The organism is Pseudomonas sp. TWP3-2, from assembly GCF_049897765.1.
In the GTDB taxonomy this organism is placed as follows: Bacteria; Pseudomonadota; Gammaproteobacteria; order Pseudomonadales; family Pseudomonadaceae; genus Aquipseudomonas.
The window spans coordinates 26,984-47,516 of record NZ_JAFCWW010000014.1 but is presented as its reverse complement, the minus strand read 5'-3'; the positions used below and the strand labels follow the sequence as shown (position 1 = coordinate 47,516).

Genomic DNA, 20,533 nt, shown 5'->3' with positions numbered 1-20,533 from the left:
GATTTTCAAGTCGTCCGGTCTATGGAATATCATATTATGGTATTCCAAGCTTTGTGCAAGGGTTTTGCCTTACCGGCTATCTGGGCTTTTCTTACAGGGGATCACCGATGTCTGTGGGTTATTCGCTGAAGGGAATGCTCTCGACCACTTCCAGATCGTAGCCGGTCAGTCCGGCGTATTTCAGCGGCGGACCGAGGTGGCGCAGTTTGCCGACTCCCAGGTTCTGCAGGATCTGCGCACCCGTACCCACTTCAGAATAGATCCGCGATTGCGAGCGACTGAACTGCCGTGGCGGCTGCGTCAATTGCGGTACCCGCTCCAGCAACGCCTGGGAAGACTCATGATTGGCCAGCACCACAACCACGCCGTGCCCCTCCGCCGCGACCCGTTGCAGCGCTGCCCACAACGTCCAGTTGCTCGGCCCGCTGTAGTCAGCGCCGACCAGATCTCGCAGCGGATCGATCACATGCACGCGCACCAGTGTCGGCTCCTCGCGGCGCAGTTCACCCATGACCATCGCCATGTGCACGCCGCCCTCGATGCGATCCTCGAAGGTGATCAGACGGAAAGTCCCGTGCACCGTCGGCAACTCGCGTTCGCCGATACGTTCGATGGTGTGCTCGGTGCTCAGGCGATAGTGGATCAGGTCGGCAATGGTGCCGATCTTGATCCCGTGCTTGTGCGCAAACACTTCCAGATCCGGGCGGCGAGCCATGGTGCCGTCGTCGTTCATCACTTCGACGATTACCGAGGCCGGAGTAAAACCCGCCAGTCGCGCCAGATCGCAACCGGCCTCAGTGTGCCCGGCGCGGGTCAGCACGCCGCCTTCCTTGGCGCGCAGCGGGAAGATGTGGCCGGGTTGCACCAGGTCTTGCGCGCAGGCGTTCGGCGCGACAGCGGCAGCCACTGTGCAAGCACGATCGGCGGCAGAGATACCGGTGGTGACGCCGACGGCCGCTTCGATGGACACTGTGAACGCCGTGCTGAACACGCTGCCATTGCTCGGCACCATCTGCTCCAGACCCAAGCGCTGGCAATGATCGTCGGTCAGCGTCAGGCAGATCAGCCCGCGAGCTTCCCGGGCCATAAAGCTGATCGCCGCTGGTGTGCAACGGTCAGCGGCCAGCAACAGATCGCCCTCGTTTTCGCGGTCTTCGTCATCCACCAGCAGGACCATTTTGCCGAGGCGGTAATCTTCGATGATTTCTTCGATGCTGTTGAAGGCCATGCTCGACTCCGGTAACCATTAAATTCGTGGTATACCATAATACACATTAAGCCATGAGGTCACTATGAAGGCGTACTGGATTGCTCACGTAGATATCACCGATCCCGACCACTACAGCCAATATACCCAGCGCGCGCCCAAGGCGTTCACTGAGTATGGCGGACGATTTCTGGCCCGAGGCGGGCGCAGCGAGTCGTTAGAGGGGAGGGCTACGCCGCAACGCAGCGTGGTAATCGAATTCGATTCATACGAACAGGCAGTCGCGTGTTATCGCTCGGATCTGTATCAAGAAGCCAAGCGTTACCGCGAAGAGTGGGCGAAGGCAGACATCATCATCGTCGAAGGCATGGCGCCATAAGCAAACACGGCAACGCGCTCAACGCATGAAATGAATCTTGCCGCTGTCGTCGTTGCCCATGTACATGCCATACACCCCGGCCTGGCGTTCCTCGATGTAGCGTTCGAGGATCTGCCGGATCGCCGGGTAGTAGATCTGCTCCCACGGAATGTCCTCGGGGGCGAAGAATTTGTAGTCGAGGGTTTCCGCGCCGAACTGGCCGGTGATCTCCAGCGCGAGCGCGCGGAAGATGATGTACACCTCGCTGATTTTCGGCACGCTGAAAATCGAGTACGGCGAGAGGATTTCCGCACGCACGCCGCTTTCTTCCCAGACTTCGCGCAAGGCTGCCTGTTCAGTGGTTTCGCCGCTTTCCATGAAACCGGCGGGCAGGGTCCAGGTGCCCGGGCGCGGAGGGATCGCCCGTTGGCACAACAGGTATTTGCCGTCCTGCTCGATGATGCAGCCGGCGATGATCTTGGGGTTCACATAGTGGATGTAGCCGCAGCCACGGCACATCAGGCGCTCGTGCGTATCGCCCGGCGGTAACTGCTGATTCAGATCAGGGCCACCGCATTTCGGGCAAAAGCTCGGGCTGAACATGTCAGTGACCTATGCGTGGTTCTTTCAAAGGGATGGGCAGGGTGATCGGCGGCGTTTTTGCAGCAGTGCCGTCGGTTTCTTCCTGTTTACGCTTGAGATAATCGAGCGCCACGGCAGCCGCCGCGCGCACGTGATCGACACAGGCCTGATGCGCCAACAGCGGATCACCGCTCTTGATCGCTTCGACCATTTTTTCCATTTCCTGATTGCTCGCGCCACGCCGGTTGGCCTGGGAAACCGAGGTCGCGCGCAGGTAGCTGATGCGCGCCTGCAACTGCCGCAGTTGCGTGGCCGCAACGTGGTTGCCGGAGCCTTCAAGCAGTACGTCGTAGAAACCCTGAACGGAGTCAATCACCTGTTGCAACTCGCCGTCCTTCAGCGCCTTGCGGTTCTCTTCGAGGGCTTTTTCCAGGGCTTTGATGTCCTTGGCCTTGGCGCGCAAGGTGAACAACTGAACGATCAAACCTTCGAGCACGCAGCGCAATTCGTAGATGTCGACGGCATCGGCGAGGGTGATGATCGCAACACGCGGGCCTTTGGCATCGGCGAATTCCACCAGACCTTCGGATTCGAGGTGACGCAAGGCTTCACGCACCGACGTCCGGCTCACGCCGAGGCGATCACACAGATCGCGTTCGACCAGACGATCGCCCGGCAGCAGCTGAAAATTCATGATGGCGCTGCGCAGTTTATCCAGCACGATTTCGCGCAGGGTAACGGGGTTGCGATTGACCTTGAAGCTGTCGTCGAGTGGCAGGCGTTTCATGGGGTCCGCTCTTTCTATGGCTGTCCATGCCAGACGGGCATCAAAACAGCCGAGGGTTTAACTGGAGGCCTCGGCGTCGGCTTCGGCGAAGGCTTCACGGGCCAGCCGGAAACTGTCCACGGCTGCCGGAACTCCGCAATAAATGCCGACTTGAAGCAGAATTTCGCGTATTTGCTCACGACTAAGCCCGTTACGCAAGGCGCCACGCACATGCAGCTTGAGTTCGTGCGGGCGGTTGAGCGCCGAGATCATCGCCAGGTTGATCATGCTGCGCTCCTTGAGCGACAAACCCTCACGGCCCCAGACATGGCCCCAGCAATACTCGGTGACCATTTCCTGCAACGGGCGGGTGAAGTCGTCGGCGTTGTCGAGGGAACGCTGGACGTAGGCTTCACCGAGCACCTGAGTGCGGATTTTCAGGCCTTTTTCGTACTTTTCGTTACTCATATTTTTTGCCTCACTCAATCCCTGTGGGAGCTGGCTTGCCAGCGATAGCGGACTATCAGCCAACATCAATGTTGAATGTTAAGCCCTCATCGTTGGCACGCCAGCTCCCACAGGTTTTTGTATGAATCTACTAAGCCAAGGTCGGCAGCGGCCCAAGCTTGCCCTTGTGATAAATCATCGGCGTCACCGGTTCTGTCGGCAGGATCAGGTTCTTCACCGCGCCGACAATGATCGCGTGATCACCACCGTCGTATTCCCGCCACAACTCGCACTCGATGATCGCCGTGGCTTTGGCGAGGATCGGATTGCCGAGTTCGCTCAAGTGCCACTCGATGGCCTTGGCTTTGTCCTTGCCTTTACTGGCAAATGCATAGGCTTCAGCCGTCTGGTCGGCGGACAGCAAATGGATTGCGAAACGCTTGCTGTCGCGCAGCACCGGATAGGTGTCGGAAGCGTAGTTGGGGCAGAACAGCACCAGTGCCGGATCAATCGACAGCGCACTGAAGGCGCTGGCGGTGATGCCGACGATGCCGCCGTCCGGGTCGAGGGTGGTGACCACCGTGACCCCGGACGGAAACGAGCTCATGACGTCTTTGTAAATGCCGGGTTCGATCATTTTTCAGGACTCCTAGCGCATCACAAACGGATCAGGCATTGGCGCCTGGGAGAGGTTGATCCACACCGTTTTCAGTTCGGTGTAGGCCAGCACCGAGTCGATGCCGCTTTCGCGTCCATAGCCACTGTTCTTGAAGCCGCCAATCGGCGCCATCGCCGATACGGCGCGATACGTGTTGACCCAAATGATCCCCGAACGCACGTCGCGCGCAAGGCGATGGGCACGCCCCAGATCGCGGGTCCAGATGCCGGCGGCGAGGCCGAACTGTGAGTCGTTGGCAATCGCCAGCGCTTCGGCTTCGTCTTTGAAGCGGATCACCGAAGCCACCGGGCCAAAGACTTCTTCCTGCATGATCTTCATCGAATTGCTGTCGCATTCGAACAGCGTCGGCTCGTAGAACCAGCCGTCGCCAAGCCCTGTCGGTCGCTTGCCACCGATGCGCAAACGCGCGCCCTCGGCAATCGCATCGGCGACCAGACCTTCGACTACTGCCAGTTGTTGCGCGGTGGCCATCGGCCCCATTTCGCTGGCGTCATCCTGCGGGTTGCCGATACGAATGCGCTGGGCACGTTCGACCAGACGGCCGACGAATTCGTCATAGATTTCGTCCTGCACCAACAGTCGCGAACCGGATACACAGCTCTGGCCAGACGCCGCGTAAATCCCGGCAATCGCGCCGTTGATCGCACTGTCGAGATCAGCGTCGGCGAAGATGATGTTCGGCGATTTGCCGCCGAGTTCCAGCGACAACTTGGCGAAATTCTCGGCGCTGCTGCGCACAACATGCCGCGCCGTGGCCGCGCCGCCGGTGAAGGCGATCTTGCGTACCAGCGGATGGCGGGTGAGGGCGGCGCCAGTGCTCGGGCCGTAGCCGGTGACGACGTTGACTACGCCCGGCGGAATCCCGGCTTCGAGGGCCAGCCGCGCCAGTTCCAGAATGGTCGCCGAAGCGTGCTCGGATGGCTTGATCACAATCGTGTTGCCGGCGGCCAGCGCCGGCGCCAGTTTGATTGCGGTCAGATACAGCGGGCTGTTCCACGGAATGATCGCCGCGACCACGCCCATGGCTTCGTGCACCGTGTAGGCAAACAGGTCAGGCTTATCGAGGGGCAACGTGCCGCCTTCGAGCTTGTCTGCAAGGCCTGCGGTGTAGTGGAAAAATTCCGGCAGATAACCGACCTGGCCACGGGTTTCGCGAATCAGTTTGCCGTTGTCGCGGCTTTCCAGCTGCGCCAGTTGTTCTTTGTTTTCCGCGATCAGATCACCGAGACGCCGCAGCAGTTTGCCGCGTGCGGTGGCGGTCAATCCGCGCCACGCCGGGTTGTCGAATGCGGTCTGTGCCGCCTGCACGGCGCGTTCGACGTCGGCTTCATCGGCGTCGGGCAGTTCGGCCCAAGGCTCGGCGAGCGCCGGGTTGAGACTTTCAAAAGTCTTGCCGGAGAGGGCGTCGACCCATTCTCCGCCGATGCACATCTGGAAGCGTGCGAGCGTCATGCAACGATCCCCTTTATATGATTTTGTCGGGCGTATGCGCTGTCGAGAAATTCCATCAGCATCTGGTTGACCAGACGCGGTGACTCTACCGGCATCATATGCCGTTGCTCCGCCAGCACGGCAACCTTGGCGCCGGGAATGCGGGCGGCCAATTGCTCGGCCATTTCCGGGGTGGATCCGGGGTCGAGCTCGCCGGTGGCGATCAGCGTCGGTGCCTGGATGCTGGCGAGGTCGTCGACGCGGTACATGTCCTGGGTGGCGAACAATTCGTAGGTGGTCAGATAGCCTTGCGGATCGTTGTTCGCCAAGGTCTGGCGCAACGCGGCGATTTGCGCCGGATTGGCCGCTTGATACTCCCGGCTGAACCAGCGCGACAGCGCCGCTTCGGCATTCGCGTCCGGGCCGTGTTCAGCCGCCTGAGCAGTGCGTGCGATAACCCCGGCGCGTTGTTCTTCGCTGCGGTTGAACACGCTGTTAAGCACCACCAGGCTTTTCAGCCGCTCCGGGTAATGCAGGGCGAACGCCCGCGCCACCAGCCCGCCCATGGAAAAACCGATCACTGAGGCTTGCGGCAATTGCAGGTGGTCGAGCAGCTCCAGCAACTGATCGGCATACCCGAGCAGGGCAGTGCCGCTGGCCGGTCGCGGACTGGCGCCATGCCCGAGCATGTCGTAGGCGATCACCCGATATTGTGTGGCCAGGCCAACGACCTGGCCGCCCCACATTTCTTTGTTCAGACCAACGCCGTGGATCAACACCACGGGTTGGCCAACGCCTGTCGCCAGATAACTGGTGCCGGCCGGGGTGAGTTCAGCGTTGAGCCGAATCATGGAGCGCTCCTGCAATGCCTTCTTATTGTGATTACTGGGCTTTTTCGGCGGCCAGTTCTTCCAGATCGATGTAGCGGTTACCGATGCGCGGGTGCAGGCGACCACCGTCGGCGCACCCGAGCACCACGACGATTTCGTCGGCGCGCGGCGCGTCTTCGATCTGCATTTCCAACGTGATGTAGTGCGAGCGCAGGCCTTCGTCATCCTTGTGCATCATCGGGATCTGAATCGACGTGCCCGGGCCGCCGCGCTTGTTGGTGAAACTCAGGTAACTCTTGGCCTTGACCGCTTCGCGATAGTGGTTGCCGAAGCGCAAGGTGTGGATCACCGCCGAGGCGTGTTCGATCTCGCCATCCGCGCCGACCACCGCGGCTTTGCCGTACGCCTCAATCTTGTCGGCGCCGCCGATGATGCCCACCAGACGCTCGACCATCATCGCGCCGAGGTCCGAGCAATTGGCGCGGATCTGCGGTTTGAGGTCTTCGACAAAGCCGTTACCCACCCAAGGGTTTTTCATCACCACGGCGAGGCCGACCATGGTCACCGGGGTGTCGGATGCCTTGCCGCCTTCAATAAAGGTCTGGTCGACATAGCTGACGATCTTGCGGATTTCGAAACTCATGAGCTGCTCCGTAGGGGATAAACAGTGTCTGTGCGTCTGATGGTATACCATAATACCTATCGTGCAAGTCCCTCAGCGCAAGAATCCCGCCATCAGTCGGACGAATGCCCGCGCATTCACCCGTAGCTATAAGCCGGTTGGTTAACAAAAGATAACGTTGCGCCGATTGTCAGACGTTTCTAATGCCCGATAGGATGGGCCAGCTTCCGAAGGCGCTCTGGATTGCGGGTTTCAGGTCTATGCTTGAGACCAGTCAGTTATCAGGGAACAGCCTTGCGGCGCCCTTTAAGGCCCGATGGCCTAACAATAATAAATAGGGGAAGGTCTATGAGTCGTTGCCGCCCGCCGGCGTTACGCAACACCGCGTTGCTGGCCACAGCACTCACTCTGCTGGGTTTTGCCTCGCTGTCGGCACCGGTGCTGGCTGCCGAAGCGCCGGCCGACGTGGTCTATTCCACCGAATCGGTCAAAGCCGCGAAAAGCCTGATGCTCGATGTGGTTCACGCAGGCAAGCGCCTGGTGGCGGTCGGGGATCGTGGGCACATTCTCTATTCCGATGATCAGGGCAAGACCTGGACTCAGGCCAAAGTGCCGAGCCGCCAGCTGCTCACGGCAGTATTTTTTGTCGACGACAAGCACGGCTGGGCCGTAGGACATGACGCGCAGATTCTCGCCAGCGAGGATGGCGGCCAGACCTGGAACAAACAATTCGAAGACCTCACACGCGAATCGCCGCTGCTCGACGTCTGGTTCAAGGACGTCAACAGCGGCTTTGCCGTGGGCGCCTACGGTGCGTTGATGGAAACCACCGACGGCGGCAAGAACTGGGCAGACGCCAGCGACCGCCTCGACAATGAAGACCAATTCCACCTCAACGCCATCGCGGCGGTGAAGGATGCCGGGCTGTTCATCGTCGGCGAGTCAGGCAGCATGTTCCGCTCCGCCGACTGGGGTCAGACCTGGGAAAAACTCGAAGGCCCGTACGAGGGCTCGTTGTTTGGTGTGATCGGCACTGCGCAACCCTCGACGCTGCTGGCCTACGGTCTGCGCGGCAATCTCTATCGCTCCACCGATTTCGGCAGCAGCTGGGAGCAGGTCGAACTCAAGGCTGCGCGCGGCGCGCTGGAGTTCGGTTTGTCCGGCGCGACCTTGCTTGAAGACGGCTCGATCGTGATCGTCGGCAACGGCGGTTCAGTGATCAGCAGCAGCGACAACGGCGAGACCTTCAGCGTGTTCAACCGTCCGGACCGCATTTCGCTGTCCTCGGTCACCGCTGCCGGCAACGGCAACCTGATTCTGACCGGGCAGGGCGGCGTACGCATCACTTCGCCGAACGGCGCCGAGATTAATAATAAGAAGGCGGGGCTATGACTTCCTTGAGTAATCATAATCAGGACAAGGCGACGTTTCTCGAACGCCTGATTTTCAATAACCGCCCGGCAGTCATCGTGATCTGCCTGCTGGTGAGCATTTTCCTGTTCTGGCAGGCGACGCTGATCCGCCCGTCCACCAGTTTCGAAAAGATGATCCCGCTCAAGCATCCGTTCATTGAAAAGATGATGGAGCATCGCAACGATCTGGCGAACCTGGGCAACACCGTGCGTATTTCGGTGGAAGCCAAGGACGGGGACATCTTCTCCAAGGAATACATGGAGACGCTGCGGCAGATCAACGACGAGGTGTTCTACATCTCCGGCGTCGACCGTTCCGGCCTCAAGTCGCTGTGGAGCCCGAGCGTACGCTGGACCGAAGTGACCGAGGAGGGTTTTGCCGGCGGTGAAGTCATCCCGCAGAGCTACAGCGGCTCGCAGGACAGCCTCGACCTGCTGCGCAACAACGTGCTCAAGTCGGGTCAGGTCGGGCGGCTGGTGGCCAACGACTTCAAGTCGAGCATCGTCGACATCCCGCTGCTGGAGTCCTACCCGGACCCGCAGGATCAGGGCAAGTTGCTGGCGCTGGACTACCGCAAGTTCTCCCATGAACTGGAAGACAAGATTCGCGACAAGTTCGAAGCGCAGAACCCCAACGTCAAGATCCACATCGTCGGTTTTGCCAAGAAGGTCGGCGACCTGATCGATGGTCTGGTGATGGTGGTGATGTTCTTCGGCATCGCCTTCGTCATCACCCTGATCCTGCTGCTGTGGTTCACCAACTGCCTGCGCAGCACGGTCGCGGTGCTGAGTACCACGCTGGTGGCGGTGGTCTGGCAGTTGGGTCTGATGCACTTCTTCGGCTTCGGGCTCGATCCGTATTCGATGCTGGTGCCGTTCCTGATCTTCGCCATCGGTATTTCCCACGGCGTGCAGAAGATCAACGGTATCGCGCTGCAATCCAGTGAGGCCGACAACGCCCTGACCGCTGCACGACGCACCTTCCGCCAGTTGTTCCTGCCGGGGATGATTGCGATTCTGGCGGACGCCGTCGGCTTCATCACGTTGCTGATTATCGACATCGGCGTGATCCGTGAGCTGGCCATCGGCGCGTCCATCGGCGTGGCGGTGATCGTGTTCACCAACCTGATCCTGCTGCCGGTGGCGATTTCCTATGTCGGCATCAGTAAGCGCGCAATCGAAAAGAGCAAGAAGGACGCGCACCGCGAACATCCGTTCTGGCGCCTGCTGGCGAACTTCGCCAACCCGAAAGTCGCGAAGATTTCCGTGGTGCTGGCGCTGATCGCCTTCGGTGGCGGCCTCTGGTACAGCCAGAACCTGAAAATCGGCGACCTCGACCAGGGCGCGCCGGAACTGCGTCCGGACTCGCGCTACAACAAGGACAACAACTTCATCATCAGCAACTACTCGACCAGTTCCGACGTGCTGGTGGTGATGGTCAAGACCAAGTCCGAAGGCTGCTCGCGCTACGAAGCGATGGGGCCGATCGACGAACTGATGTGGAAGATGCAGAACACCGAGGGCGTGCAGTCGGCGATCTCGCTGGTGACCGTGTCCAAGCAGATGATCAAGGGCATGAACGAGGGCAACCTGAAATGGGAAACCCTGTCGCGCAACCCGGATGTATTGAACAACTCCATCGCGCGTGCCGATGGCCTGTACAACAACAGTTGCTCGCTGGCGCCGGTGCTGGTGTTCCTCAACGACCACAAGGCCGAAACCCTTGATCGTGCGGTGCATGCGGTGCAGGAGTTCGCCAAGGAGAACAACAAGGACGGCCTGGAATTCATCCTCGCCGCCGGTAACGCCGGCATCGAAGCCGCCACCAACGAAGTGATCAAGGAATCCGAACTGACCATTCTGATCCTGGTTTATATCTGTGTGGCGACCATGTGCATGATCACCTTCCGCTCATGGGCGGCGACCTTGTGCATCGTCCTGCCGCTGGTACTGACCTCGGTGCTGGGCAACGCGCTGATGGCGTTCATGGGCATCGGCGTGAAAGTCGCGACCCTGCCGGTGGTGGCGTTGGGTGTGGGCATTGGCGTGGACTACGGCATTTACATCTACAGCCGTCTGGAGAGTTTCCTGCGCGCCGGCCTGCCATTGCAGGAAGCCTATTACCAGACCCTGAAATCCACCGGTAAAGCAGTGCTGTTCACCGGTCTGTGCCTGGCCATCGGCGTGTGCACCTGGATCTTCTCGGCGATCAAGTTCCAGGCGGACATGGGCTTGATGCTGACCTTCATGCTGCTGTGGAACATGTTCGGTGCGCTGTGGCTGCTGCCGGCATTGGCGAATTTCCTGATCAAGCCGGAGAAACTGGCGGGGCAGAAGGGTAATTCGTTGTTTGCGCATTGAGTTGAGCAAGCTGAAATGACAAAGCCGCAACCTTTAGGGGTTACGGCTTTTTACATTTCAGAGGTTACACCGACCACTGTGGGAGCTGGCTTGCCAGCGATAGCGAACTCACAGCAGACATCAATGTTGAATGTTAAACCGTCATCGCTGGCAAGCCAGCTCCCACAGGGTTTTGTCTGGGTCAGGAGAGTTCGGTTCCGAGCACCACACTCAACGCACTCCGCGCATCATCCAGCTGCACCAACGCCGCATGCCGTGCCCCCAACGCATCCCGGTTCTCGATCGCCGTCAGAATCGCCTTATGCCGCGGCAGCGCCAGATCATGCAGATTCGGCCGCTGATTCGAATGCTTCAACGCCTCGGCAATCGCCACCGACAGCATGTTGCACAGATTTGCCAGCAAATCATTGTGCGTGGCATCGGCAATACGGCTGTGGAAATCCAGGTCCGGTTGCAGCAAAGCTTCCGGCGTCGGCGCCGCTTCCATGCGTTGATAAGCTTCGTCGATCAACGCGATATCGGCATCGGTCGCATGCTGGGCGGCGAGGGCGGCAGCGGCCGGTTCGATGATGCTGCGCACCGTGGTCAGCACGTTGAAGAACTCATTTTGCGGACTGCTTTGCATCAGCCAATGCAGTACGTCGGGGTCGAGCATGTGCCATTCGCGGCGCGGTTTGACCACGGTGCCGACGCGCGGCTTGGAGTACACCAGACCCTTGGCGACCAGCACTCGTGTAGCTTCGCGCAACACCGGTCGGCTGACCGCGTATTCCTCGCACAGCAAGGCTTCGGCGGGCAGTTTGTCGCACGGCAAAAAGCGTCCGGAAACGATCTGCATGCCCAGTTCCTGGACGATGCGCGAGTGCATGCTTTTGCGGTCGGAGGGTTTGCGGTAATCCATGGGGAACGGCGCGATCCTGTGCGATGGAAGTGCCGCGCATCATAGCAGGCGTGGCGGGCAATCATCAGACCTGAAATCTGCGAATACCCTGTGGCGAGGGAGCTTGCTCCCGCTGGGTCGCGAAGCGGCCCCAAACCCGATACATCTGGTCATCCAGAATTACCACATTCATCGATTTTGCGACTGCTACGCAGCCGAGCGGGAGCAAGCTCCCTCGCCACAAATGATGCACAACTCAGGGCTATGCTGGTGATCAGTGGGAGTGTCGCGGCACTTCAGCCCCTCGGCAGCCGACGAGGAAATCAAAGTCACAACCCTGATCCGCCTGCAACACGTGCTCGATGTACAGCTGACGATAACCGCCCACCAACAATTGCTGCGGTGGTTGCAGATCAGCCATGCGCGCCGCCAGTTCGGCATCCGAAATATCCAGATGCAAGCGTCCATTGGCGCAGTCCAGCTCGATCCAGTCGCCTTCTTTCACCGTCGCCAAAGGCCCGCCAGCCGCTGCTTCCGGCGCCACGTGCAACACGACCGTGCCGTACGCTGTGCCGCTCATGCGCGCATCGGAAATGCGCACCATGTCAGTCACGCCTTGGGCCAACAGTTTCGCTGGCAGCCCCATGTTGCCGACTTCAGCCATGCCCGGATAACCTTTCGGCCCGCAGTTTTTCATCACCAGAATCGAGTTGGCATCGACGTCCAGTTCCGGATCGTTGATCCGTGCCTTGTACATATCGAAGTTCTCGAACACCACCGCACGACCGCGATGCTGCATCAGTTCGGCGCTGGCGGCGGATGGCTTAAGCACCGCACCCAGCGGCGCCAGGTTACCGCGCAACACGCAAATCCCGCCGTCGGCACGGATCGGGTTGTCGATGGTGCGGATCACTTCGTCTTCGCCATAGATCGGCGCGTCCTTGGTGTTCTCGCCGATGGACTTGCCGTTGACCGTCAACGCATCCGGATTCGGGATCAGATTGGCCTCACCGAGAAGGCGCAGCACCGCCGGCAGTCCACCGGCGTAGTAGAACTCTTCCATCAGGAAGCGCCCGGACGGTTGCAGGTCGACGATGGTCGGCATGCCGCGACCGATACGGGTCCAGTCATCCAGATCGAGCTCGACGCCGATGCGTCCGGCAATGGCTTTGAGGTGGATGACCGCGTTGGTCGAACCACCGATGGCAGCGTTGACCCGAATCGCGTTTTCGAACGCTTCCTTGGTGAGAATCTTCGACAGTTTCAAATCTTCCCACACCATCTCGACCGCACGCATGCCGGACATGTGCGCCAGCACATAACGCCGGGCATCCACCGCCGGGATCGCCGCGTTGTGCGGCAGGGAAGTGCCGAGAGCTTCGGCCATGCAGGCCATGGTCGACGCGGTGCCCATGGTGTTGCAGGTGCCGGCCGAGCGCGACATGCCGCCCTCGGCCGCGAGGAAATCGTCAATGGTGATGGTGCCGGCCTTGACCTGTTCGCTGAGCTGCCAGACCACGGTGCCCGAGCCGATGTCCTTGCCTTTGTGCTTGCCGTTGAGCATCGGTCCGCCGGTGACGACGATGGCCGGCACGTCGCAACTGGCCGCGCCCATCAGCAGTGCCGGAGTGGTCTTGTCGCAACCGGTGAGCAGCACCACGCCGTCAATCGGGTTGCCGCGAATCGCTTCTTCAACGTCCATGCTCGCCAGGTTGCGGGTGAGCATGGCGGTCGGGCGCAGGTTGGATTCGCCGTTGGAGAACACCGGGAATTCCACCGGGAAACCACCGGCCTCGATCACGCCGCGTTTGACGTGTTCGGCGATCTGCCGGAAGTGCGCGTTGCACGGCGTCAGCTCCGACCAGGTGTTGCAGATCCCGATGATTGGTTTGCCGTGAAACTGATGGTCGGCGATGCCCTGATTCTTCATCCAGCTGCGGTACATGAAGCCGTTTTTGTCGGCCGTGCCAAACCATTGGGCGGAGCGCAGGGTGGGTTTCTTATCAGACATGATCGATTCTCTTATTGTAAGACTATTGTTTGCGAGCTTTGGCCTAACATAAGCTCAAAATCGACTGTTTGGAAGTGTTGTTGGGTAATTAGTATTACTATATAGTCGTTTTCGACGGAGGGATTGGCCCTGGCGGTTTTCCGCGAGAGGCGTCCCCCGAGGTTCTATAACAACAACAATCGGAGACCGATCTCATGAGCCAGGAATTGCGGCTTATCCGGCGTATCACGCTGAAACTGATTCCCTTCCTGATCCTGCTGTACCTGATCGCCTATGTGGATCGCTCCGCCGTCGGCTTCGCCAAACTGCACATGGGCGCCGACATCGGCATCGGTGATGCGGCTTATGGCCTCGGTGCCGGCCTGTTTTTCATCGGCTACTTTCTGCTGGAAATCCCCAGTAACCTGATGCTCGAACGCTTCGGCGCCCGGCGCTGGTTCGCGCGGATCATGATCACTTGGGGCGCGATCACCATCGGCATGGCCTTCGTCCAGGGCCCACACAGTTTCTACGTAATGCGCTTTCTGCTCGGCGCGGCGGAGGCGGGATTCTTTCCCGGCGTTCTGTACTACATCACCCAATGGTTCCCGGTGCGCCATCGCGGCAAGATCCTCGGACTGTTCATCCTCTCCCAACCCATCGCGATGATGATCACCGGCCCGGTCTCCGGCGGCTTGCTAGGCATGGACGGCATCCTCGGTCTGCATGGCTGGCAGTGGCTGTTCATTGTCATCGGCACTCCGGCGATCCTGCTGACCTGGCCGGTGCTGCGCTGGTTGCCGGACGGCCCGCAACAAGTCAAATGGATGGATCAGGCCGAGAAGGACTGGCTCAGCGGCGAGCTGAAAAAGGATCTGCAGGAATATGGCCAGACCCGCCACGGCAATCCATTGCATGCGCTGAAAGACAAACGCGTGTTGCTGCTGGCGCTGTTCTATCTCCCGGTAACCCTGAGCATTTATGGCTTGGGTCTGTGGTTGCCAACTTTGATCAAGCAATTCGGTGGCACTGATCTGGTGACCGGTTTCGTGTCTTCGGTGCCGTACATTTTCGGCATCATCGGTTTGCTGATTATCCCGCGCAGTTCCGACCGTTTGAATGATCGCTACGGCCATCTGGCGGTGCTGTATGTGCTGGGTGCGATTGGTCTGTTTCTCAGTGCCTGGCTGTCATTGCCGGTGGCGCAACTGGCGGCATTGTGTCTGGTGGCGTTCGCACTGTTTTCCTGCACGGCGGTGTTCTGGACCCTGCCGGGACGATTCTTTGCCGGGGCCAGTGCAGCGGCCGGGATCGCGTTGATCAACTCGGTGGGCAACCTCGGTGGCTACATCGGACCGTTCGTGATTGGCGCGCTGAAGGAGTACACCGGGAACCTTGCTTCGGGTTTGTATTTCTTGTCGGGGGTGATGGTGTTCGGGTTGATTCTGACGGGTGTGGTTTATCGCTTGCTGGAGCGTAAACACGTGTTGCCGGTGGACCAATTTGCCGCAAGTGCACGTGGAGCAACCCGTACCTGATCCCCAATCACCACCGATCCTGTGGGAGCTGGCTTGCCAGCGATGACGGCGGCACATTCAAAATGGATGTGTCAGACAGACTGCTATCGCTGGCAAGCCAGCTCCCACAGGGTTTTGCAGTGTTTTGAAGGCTTGTTTACAGGAGAAAATCCATGCATCTGGTTCAATTCGAATTGAGTAACCGCGAGCGCCGGGTCGGTGTGGTCGAGAACGGTGTGGTGCGCGAAGTGCAGAATGCGCGCAGCGTGCGTGATCTGGCGCTGTCCGCCATCGAAGCCGGCAGCAGCCTTGAACAGCAAGTCAAAATCCACGGCCTGGGCATCAGCCACGACTACGCTGAGCTGCTGCAAGACCTGCGCATCCTGCCGCCACTGGACCACCCGGACCCGGCGCACACGCTGGTCAGCGGCACCGGTCTGACGCACCTCGGCAGCGCTTCGGCCCGCGACAAGATGCATCAACAGGCCGGCGATGAAGCGGCGCTGACCGACACCATGCGCATTTTCAAATGGGGCGTGGAGGGCGGCAAACCGGCAGCGGGGCAGGCCGGCGTGCAACCGGAATGGTTTTACAAGGGCGACGGCAGCATCGTTGTGCGTCCCGGTCAGCCATTCCCGCTGCCGCCATTTGCTGAAGACGCCGGCGAGGAGCCGGAGATGGCCGGTCTTTACATCATCGGCCACGACGGCAAGCCGTATCGCCTCGGTTTCGCGGTGGGTAACGAGTTCTCCGACCACATCATGGAGCGCAAGAATTACCTGTACCTTGCGCACTCGAAATTGCGCAGTTGCAGTTACGGCCCGGAACTTCGCGTCGGTGAGCTGCCTCAACATCTGGCAGGCACCAGCCGCATCCTGCGCGACGGCGAGGTGCTGTGGCAGAACGAGTTCCTCAGTGGCGAGGCGAACATGTGCCACAGCTTGGGGAACCTCGAATACCACCACTTCAAATACAGCCAGTTCCTGCGTCCCGGCGACGTGCATATTCATTTTTTCGGCACCGCGACGCTGTCGTTCGCCGATGGCATTCGTACCCAGCCCGGAGACGTGTTCGAGATCAGCCAGGCCGAATTCGGCGCGCCGCTGATCAACGGCATCGTTCCGGTTGACGCGGTTTTTCAACCGGACAGCATCGGCACCCTTTAAGGAGATCCCATGACTCAGATTCTCGGTCACAACTACATCGGCGGTCAGCGCAGCGCGGCCGGCAACCTCAAATTGCACAGCGTTGACGCCAGCACGGGCGAGCAACTGCCGCACGATTTCATTCAAGCCACCGCTGAAGAAGTCGACGCCGCCGCCAGAGCTGCCGCTGCGGCTTACCCGGCCTATCGCAGCCTGAGTGCCGAACGCCGCGCGCAGTTCCTCGATGCAATCGCCGATGAACTGGATGCGCTGGGTGATGATTTCGTCGCCGTGGTCTGCCGCGAAACCGCGCTGCCAGCGGGACGCATTCAAGGCGAGCGCGGTCGCACCAGCGGCCAGATGCGTCTGTTCGCCAAAGTCCTGCGTCGCGGGGATTTCTACGGTGCGCGGATCGATCTGCCATTGCCGGATCGTCAACCGCTGCCACGTCCGGATCTGCGCCAGTACCGCATCGGCCTCGGCCCGGTGGCGGTGTTTGGCGCGAGCAACTTTCCATTGGCGTTTTCCACTGCCGGTGGCGATACCGCCTCGGCGCTGGCTGCCGGTTGCCCGGTGGTGTTCAAGGCTCATAGCGGCCACATGGCCACCGCCGAACTCGTCGCCGATGCGCTGATCCGCGCGGCGGAAAAAACCGGCATGCCGGCCGGTGTATTCAACATGATCTACGGCGGCGGGGTCGGCGAATGGCTGGTCAAGCATCCGGCGATTCAGGCCGTGGGCTTCACCGGTTCGCTCAAGGGCGGACGCGCTTTGTGCGACATGGCCGCTGCACGCCCGCAACCGATCCCGGTGTTTGCCGAGATGTCGAGCATCAACCCGGTGATTGTGCTGCCGCAAGCGCTGGCTCAGCGTTCAGAAACTGTGGCTCGCGACCTCACCGCATCGGTGGTGCAGGGGTGCGGTCAGTTCTGCACCAATCCGGGTCTGGTGATCGGTATTCGCTCGCCGCAGTTCAGCGCGTTCGTGCAGCAAGTCGCCGGGCTGATCGGCGATCAACCGGCGCAAACCATGCTCAACGCTGGCACCCTCGGCAGCTACGGCAACGGTCTGCAGAAGCTCTTGGCGCATTCTGGCATCGAGCATCTGGCCGGAAATCGGCAGCAGGGCAATCAAGCCCAGCCGCAACTGTTCAAGGCTGACGTCAGCTTGCTGATCAACGGCGATGAAGTGCTGCAGGAAGAAGTGTTCGGCCCGACCACAGTGATCGTCGAAGTGGCGGATCAGGCGCAACTCAGCGCTGCGTTGAACGGCCTGCACGGGCAACTGACGGCGACCATCATTGGCGAGCCGGCGGATTTCGAAAAGTTCGCTGAACTGACGCCGCTGCTGGAACAGAAGGTCGGGCGGATTTTGCTCAATGGTTATCCGACTGGTGTCGAGGTGTGCGATTCGATGGTGCACGGCGGGCCGTACCCGGCGACGTCCGATGCCCGTGGCACTTCGGTGGGTACGCTGGCGATTGATCGCTTCCTGCGCCCGGTGTGCTTCCAGAACTACCCCGACAGCCTGCTGCCGGAAGCGCTGAAAAACGCCAACCCGCTGCGCATCCAGCGCCTGGTCGACGGCAAGCCATCGCCCGACGCGATCTAAGCTCTTAACGCATCACCTGTGGGAGCTGGCTTGCCAGCGATGGCGGCGGCACATTCAACATTTATGTGACTGACAGACTGCTATCGCTGGCAAGCCAGCTCCCACAGGGGATCGACTCCGACAATAAGCTATCATTGCCCCTTTCCCCCTAGAAAGACTGTTTGCCATGACTGCCCAAACCCTTCTCGACGTCCTCGAACACTGCGACATGGTTGAAATCGATGGCCTGCACGCCTTCGAATTTTCCCTCGACGAAGACGACAACCTGCATATCGAATGCATTGATGGCCGAGCGGCCAAGCACTGGGAGTTCACCCCCGCGCAAGTCAGCGCAGCCACGTTCGATACGGATTTGCAAAGCTGGCTGATTGTCGGCGATTCCGGCGAGCACCGTCTGGTTTGCTCGCAAGCCTTCGGCGGCAGCAACGACGACGAGGAAGAATCGAATGAAGATGCGTAATTTCTGGCCATTGCTGATGGCCGGCAGCGTCGGCGCGATGGGGCTGTCCACGGCCTCGGCCGAGAGCTTCCAGTTGCTGGTCGGTTCGTACACCGCCGGCAGCAGCCAAGGCATTTACCGGATGAATTTCGACAGCGCCACCGGCCAGATCGACGCCAAGCCGCTGCAAGTAGTCGAAAGCGAAAACCCGTCGTGGCTGACGATCTCCAAAGATCAGCGTCACCTGTTCGTGGTCAACGAAAACGGCCCGGGCCAGAAAGATCCGGTCGGCCGCGTCAGCAGCTATGCCATCGATTCCAAGACCCATGCGCTGAGCCTGATCAGTCAGGTGCAGAGCCTGGGCAACGAGCCAACTCATTCGAGCCTCAGCGGCGATGCCAGCCACTTGTTCGTCAGCAACTACTCGGTGGTTGAAGATCCGGGTGGCACCCTCGCGGTGTTGCCGGTGGGCAGCGACGGCAAGCTGAAACCGGTGGTGCAGATGAGCGCTCACCCGGCCAGTCGCGTCAATCCTCAGCGTCAGGCATCGAACCACGTGCATTCGACGGTTTCCTCGCCGGACGGGCGCTACGTGTTCTCCAATGATCTGGGCGCGGACAAGGTGTTTATCTACCAGTTCGACCCGAAGGCCAATCCAGAGCTGCCGCTGACTCCGGCGAAAGCTGCTTCGGTGCAACTGCCACCGGGCAGCGGGCCGCGTCATCTGCTGTTCAGCGCCGACGGCAAACATGCCTGGCTGAGCATGGAAATGAGCGCGCAGGTCGCGGTGTTTGATTACCAGGACGGCGTGCTGACCCAGACGCAAATGATCGACCTGGCAGCCGGCCAGCCGACTTCGGACAAAGCTGCCGCCGCGCTGCATGCGTCCGCAGACGGCAAGTTCCTCTATGTGAGCAACCGTGGCACCGCCAATCAGTTGCTGGTGTTCGCCATCGATCCGGCGACCGGCCAGCTCAAAGAACTGCAGCGACGCTCGGTGGAAGGTGATCACCCGCGCGAGTTCAGCCTCGATCCGAGCGGCAAGTTCTTGCTGATTGCCAACCAGAAAAGTAACGCAATCATTGTGGTCGAGCGCGATGCCAAGAGCGGTCTGCTCGGCAAAATCGTGCAGAAGCTGCCGATGGACGCGCCGAGCGACCTGAAGTTTCTAGTGCGTCAATAAGCCGCAGGCCCCGGATCGCGGGGCCTGCGTCTTTGTATTAATCGCGCTGATAACAGCTAATGCTACAAAAGATTTCAAGCGAGCGACCCTCGAGCGTTAAGTTGGCTTCACCGCCCAACCGGGCAAGCAAGTCAACCGAACACGAGGGTTACCGCCATGAACTTCAATCTCTTCTCGATCATCGCCGCATCCGCCATCTCCGCCACAGTTGCGTTGCCAGCCAGCGCCAGCGCTGAAATCAGCGACAAAAAATCCCACGCCCAGAGCTACACCCAGAAATACCTGCAACAGAGCGCCAATTTCTACGCCGCACTGGACCACAAAACTCAACACTGAAATTCCCTCGCTGAACTCCTGATCCCCTGTAGGAGCTGCCGCAGGCTGCGATCTTTTGATCTTGTTTTTTAAAAGCAAAATCAAAAGATCGCAGCCTTCGGCAGCTCTTACACGTGTGTGCAATGTTCAGCGATAGATATTACTTAGGGCAGAAATAGAGCAGCTTAATGATCAATCAGGCTGATGGTTACTATGGAAATCGCTGAGTGGTTAGCCGGGTTTTTTTGATCGATTCTGTGGACCTCGAAACATGTCCACGGAGCACAGATCATGGCCCATGCAATCATCACTTCCGCCAAACGCGGCGCCTACCTGGCCATCGGTCTGTACCTGGTCATGGTGCTGTTCGTCAGCTTCGCATCGCAGTCGCAACACAGCTTTGACGCGCCGATCGAGGTCGCGCATCCCGGCATCCAGTTCGAACACCGTGCGCAAAATGCAGCGGTCGACGGTGCTGAATTCGCAGGAGTCGCCGGGGCATGAAAGGCTACAGATTATGGGTCATCGCCGGACTGGCATTCATGACCAATGGCGCGTCATTACTAGGCATCGGCCAAGGCTCGGTCGGCTCGCTGGCCCGGGCGATAGAAGCCAATCACAGCATCGCGCACAACATCGAACGGGCCAATACGCTGGGTCTGCTCGCCGGCAATCCACCGAGCAAAACGCCGGCCAATTTCCTCGGCCCGTTCGAAGTGGATTGCTCGGCACTCGGCATGTGCGCCGTCCTCGCCTGA

Annotated in this window: 21 protein-coding genes; 11 read left to right on the top strand and 10 right to left on the bottom strand. The window is 60.0% G+C overall.

Annotated elements, in window-relative coordinates:
* Nucleotides 1–118: 118 nt before the first annotated feature.
* Nucleotides 119–1,228: a bifunctional 3,4-dihydroxy-2-butanone-4-phosphate synthase/GTP cyclohydrolase II gene (gene ribBA, locus ACP7EE_RS19630; RefSeq protein WP_426236043.1), complete on the bottom strand. Its 1,110-nt coding sequence runs from the start codon at nt 1,226–1,228 to the stop codon at nt 119–121.
* Between the two features lie 64 nt (nt 1,229–1,292).
* On the opposite strand from ribBA, the gene ACP7EE_RS19625 reads away from it, so the two are divergent.
* On the top strand, nt 1,293–1,586 hold the full coding sequence (locus tag ACP7EE_RS19625; protein ID WP_426236041.1) for a DUF1330 domain-containing protein: 294 nt from the start codon (nt 1,293–1,295) through the stop codon (nt 1,584–1,586).
* 18 nt (nt 1,587–1,604) lie between these two features.
* On the opposite strand, the gene ACP7EE_RS19620 is transcribed toward ACP7EE_RS19625, so the two are convergent.
* The 7 genes from ACP7EE_RS19620 to ACP7EE_RS19590 form a co-directional block, all read right to left on the bottom strand.
* The gene (locus ACP7EE_RS19620) at nt 1,605–2,168 is read right to left on the bottom strand and encodes an NUDIX hydrolase (RefSeq protein ID WP_426236039.1); all 564 of its coding nucleotides are present in this window, start codon (nt 2,166–2,168) and stop codon (nt 1,605–1,607) included.
* Nucleotide 2,169: 1 nt separating this feature from the next.
* Entirely contained in the window at nt 2,170–2,934 is a 765-nt protein-coding gene (locus tag ACP7EE_RS19615) for a GntR family transcriptional regulator (RefSeq protein WP_426204206.1), read from the bottom strand.
* A gap of 57 nt (nt 2,935–2,991) precedes the next feature.
* Nucleotides 2,992–3,381: a carboxymuconolactone decarboxylase family protein gene (locus tag ACP7EE_RS19610; protein WP_420649709.1), complete on the bottom strand. Its 390-nt coding sequence runs from the start codon at nt 3,379–3,381 to the stop codon at nt 2,992–2,994.
* A gap of 130 nt (nt 3,382–3,511) precedes the next feature.
* Nucleotides 3,512–3,997: a flavin reductase family protein gene (locus ACP7EE_RS19605; protein ID WP_426236036.1), complete on the bottom strand. Its 486-nt coding sequence runs from the start codon at nt 3,995–3,997 to the stop codon at nt 3,512–3,514.
* A gap of 12 nt (nt 3,998–4,009) precedes the next feature.
* The gene (locus ACP7EE_RS19600) at nt 4,010–5,491 is read right to left on the bottom strand and encodes an aldehyde dehydrogenase (protein ID WP_426236034.1); all 1,482 of its coding nucleotides are present in this window, start codon (nt 5,489–5,491) and stop codon (nt 4,010–4,012) included.
* A complete protein-coding gene (locus ACP7EE_RS19595; RefSeq protein ID WP_426236032.1) occupies nt 5,488–6,321 on the bottom strand; it encodes an alpha/beta fold hydrolase in 834 nt (277 codons plus the stop codon). The genes ACP7EE_RS19600 and ACP7EE_RS19595 overlap by 4 nt, the downstream gene beginning before the upstream one ends.
* Before the next feature lie 31 nt (nt 6,322–6,352).
* The gene (locus ACP7EE_RS19590; RefSeq protein ID WP_426236030.1) at nt 6,353–6,943 is read right to left on the bottom strand and encodes an amino acid synthesis family protein; all 591 of its coding nucleotides are present in this window, start codon (nt 6,941–6,943) and stop codon (nt 6,353–6,355) included.
* Between the two features lie 327 nt (nt 6,944–7,270).
* Between ACP7EE_RS19590 and ACP7EE_RS19585 the strand changes: the two genes are divergently transcribed.
* The gene (locus ACP7EE_RS19585; RefSeq protein ID WP_426236028.1) at nt 7,271–8,314 is read left to right on the top strand and encodes a WD40/YVTN/BNR-like repeat-containing protein; all 1,044 of its coding nucleotides are present in this window, start codon (nt 7,271–7,273) and stop codon (nt 8,312–8,314) included.
* Nucleotides 8,311–10,695: an efflux RND transporter permease subunit gene (locus ACP7EE_RS19580; protein WP_426236026.1), complete on the top strand. Its 2,385-nt coding sequence runs from the start codon at nt 8,311–8,313 to the stop codon at nt 10,693–10,695. Before ACP7EE_RS19585 ends, ACP7EE_RS19580 begins: the two co-directional genes overlap by 4 nt.
* A 181-nt stretch (nt 10,696–10,876) precedes the next feature.
* Here the strand turns inward: ACP7EE_RS19580 and ACP7EE_RS19575 are convergent, their stop codons facing one another.
* Nucleotides 10,877–11,596, bottom strand: a complete 720-nt coding sequence (locus ACP7EE_RS19575; RefSeq protein ID WP_420649716.1) for a FadR/GntR family transcriptional regulator — start codon at nt 11,594–11,596, stop codon at nt 10,877–10,879.
* Nucleotides 11,597–11,849: 253 nt separating this feature from the next.
* A complete protein-coding gene (locus tag ACP7EE_RS19570; protein WP_426236024.1) occupies nt 11,850–13,586 on the bottom strand; it encodes an IlvD/Edd family dehydratase in 1,737 nt (578 codons plus the stop codon).
* Nucleotides 13,587–13,780: 194 nt separating this feature from the next.
* Here ACP7EE_RS19570 and ACP7EE_RS19565 point away from each other — a divergent pair, with 194 nt between their 5' ends.
* The 8 genes from ACP7EE_RS19565 to ACP7EE_RS19530 all read left to right on the top strand — a co-directional run bounded on the left by ACP7EE_RS19565 (nt 13,781) and on the right by ACP7EE_RS19530 (nt 20,533).
* Nucleotides 13,781–15,103 (top strand): MFS transporter, encoded by a 1,323-nt coding sequence (locus ACP7EE_RS19565; protein WP_426236022.1) that lies wholly within the window; start codon nt 13,781–13,783, stop codon nt 15,101–15,103.
* 152 nt (nt 15,104–15,255) lie between these two features.
* A complete protein-coding gene (araD1, locus tag ACP7EE_RS19560; RefSeq protein ID WP_426236020.1) occupies nt 15,256–16,248 on the top strand; it encodes an AraD1 family protein in 993 nt (330 codons plus the stop codon).
* 9 nt (nt 16,249–16,257) lie between these two features.
* Nucleotides 16,258–17,838, top strand: coding sequence for an aldehyde dehydrogenase (NADP(+)) (locus tag ACP7EE_RS19555; protein WP_426236018.1), 1,581 nt, complete (start codon nt 16,258–16,260; stop codon nt 17,836–17,838).
* A 166-nt stretch (nt 17,839–18,004) separates the two neighbouring features.
* Complete coding sequence (locus ACP7EE_RS19550) at nt 18,005–18,298, top strand: DUF5629 family protein (protein WP_426204188.1); 294 nt, start codon at nt 18,005–18,007, stop codon at nt 18,296–18,298.
* Nucleotides 18,285–19,460: a lactonase family protein gene (locus ACP7EE_RS19545; RefSeq protein ID WP_426236015.1), complete on the top strand. Its 1,176-nt coding sequence runs from the start codon at nt 18,285–18,287 to the stop codon at nt 19,458–19,460. Before ACP7EE_RS19550 ends, ACP7EE_RS19545 begins: the two co-directional genes overlap by 14 nt.
* Nucleotides 19,461–19,616: 156 nt before the next feature.
* Nucleotides 19,617–19,796: a hypothetical protein gene (locus ACP7EE_RS19540; protein WP_426236014.1), complete on the top strand. Its 180-nt coding sequence runs from the start codon at nt 19,617–19,619 to the stop codon at nt 19,794–19,796.
* 270 nt (nt 19,797–20,066) lie between these two features.
* Nucleotides 20,067–20,279 carry a hypothetical protein gene (locus ACP7EE_RS19535; RefSeq protein ID WP_426204185.1) on the top strand — a complete coding sequence of 71 codons (213 nt, stop codon included), beginning with the start codon at nt 20,067–20,069 and terminating at the stop codon, nt 20,277–20,279.
* Nucleotides 20,276–20,533: a hypothetical protein gene (locus ACP7EE_RS19530; protein WP_426236012.1), complete on the top strand. Its 258-nt coding sequence runs from the start codon at nt 20,276–20,278 to the stop codon at nt 20,531–20,533. Before ACP7EE_RS19535 ends, ACP7EE_RS19530 begins: the two co-directional genes overlap by 4 nt.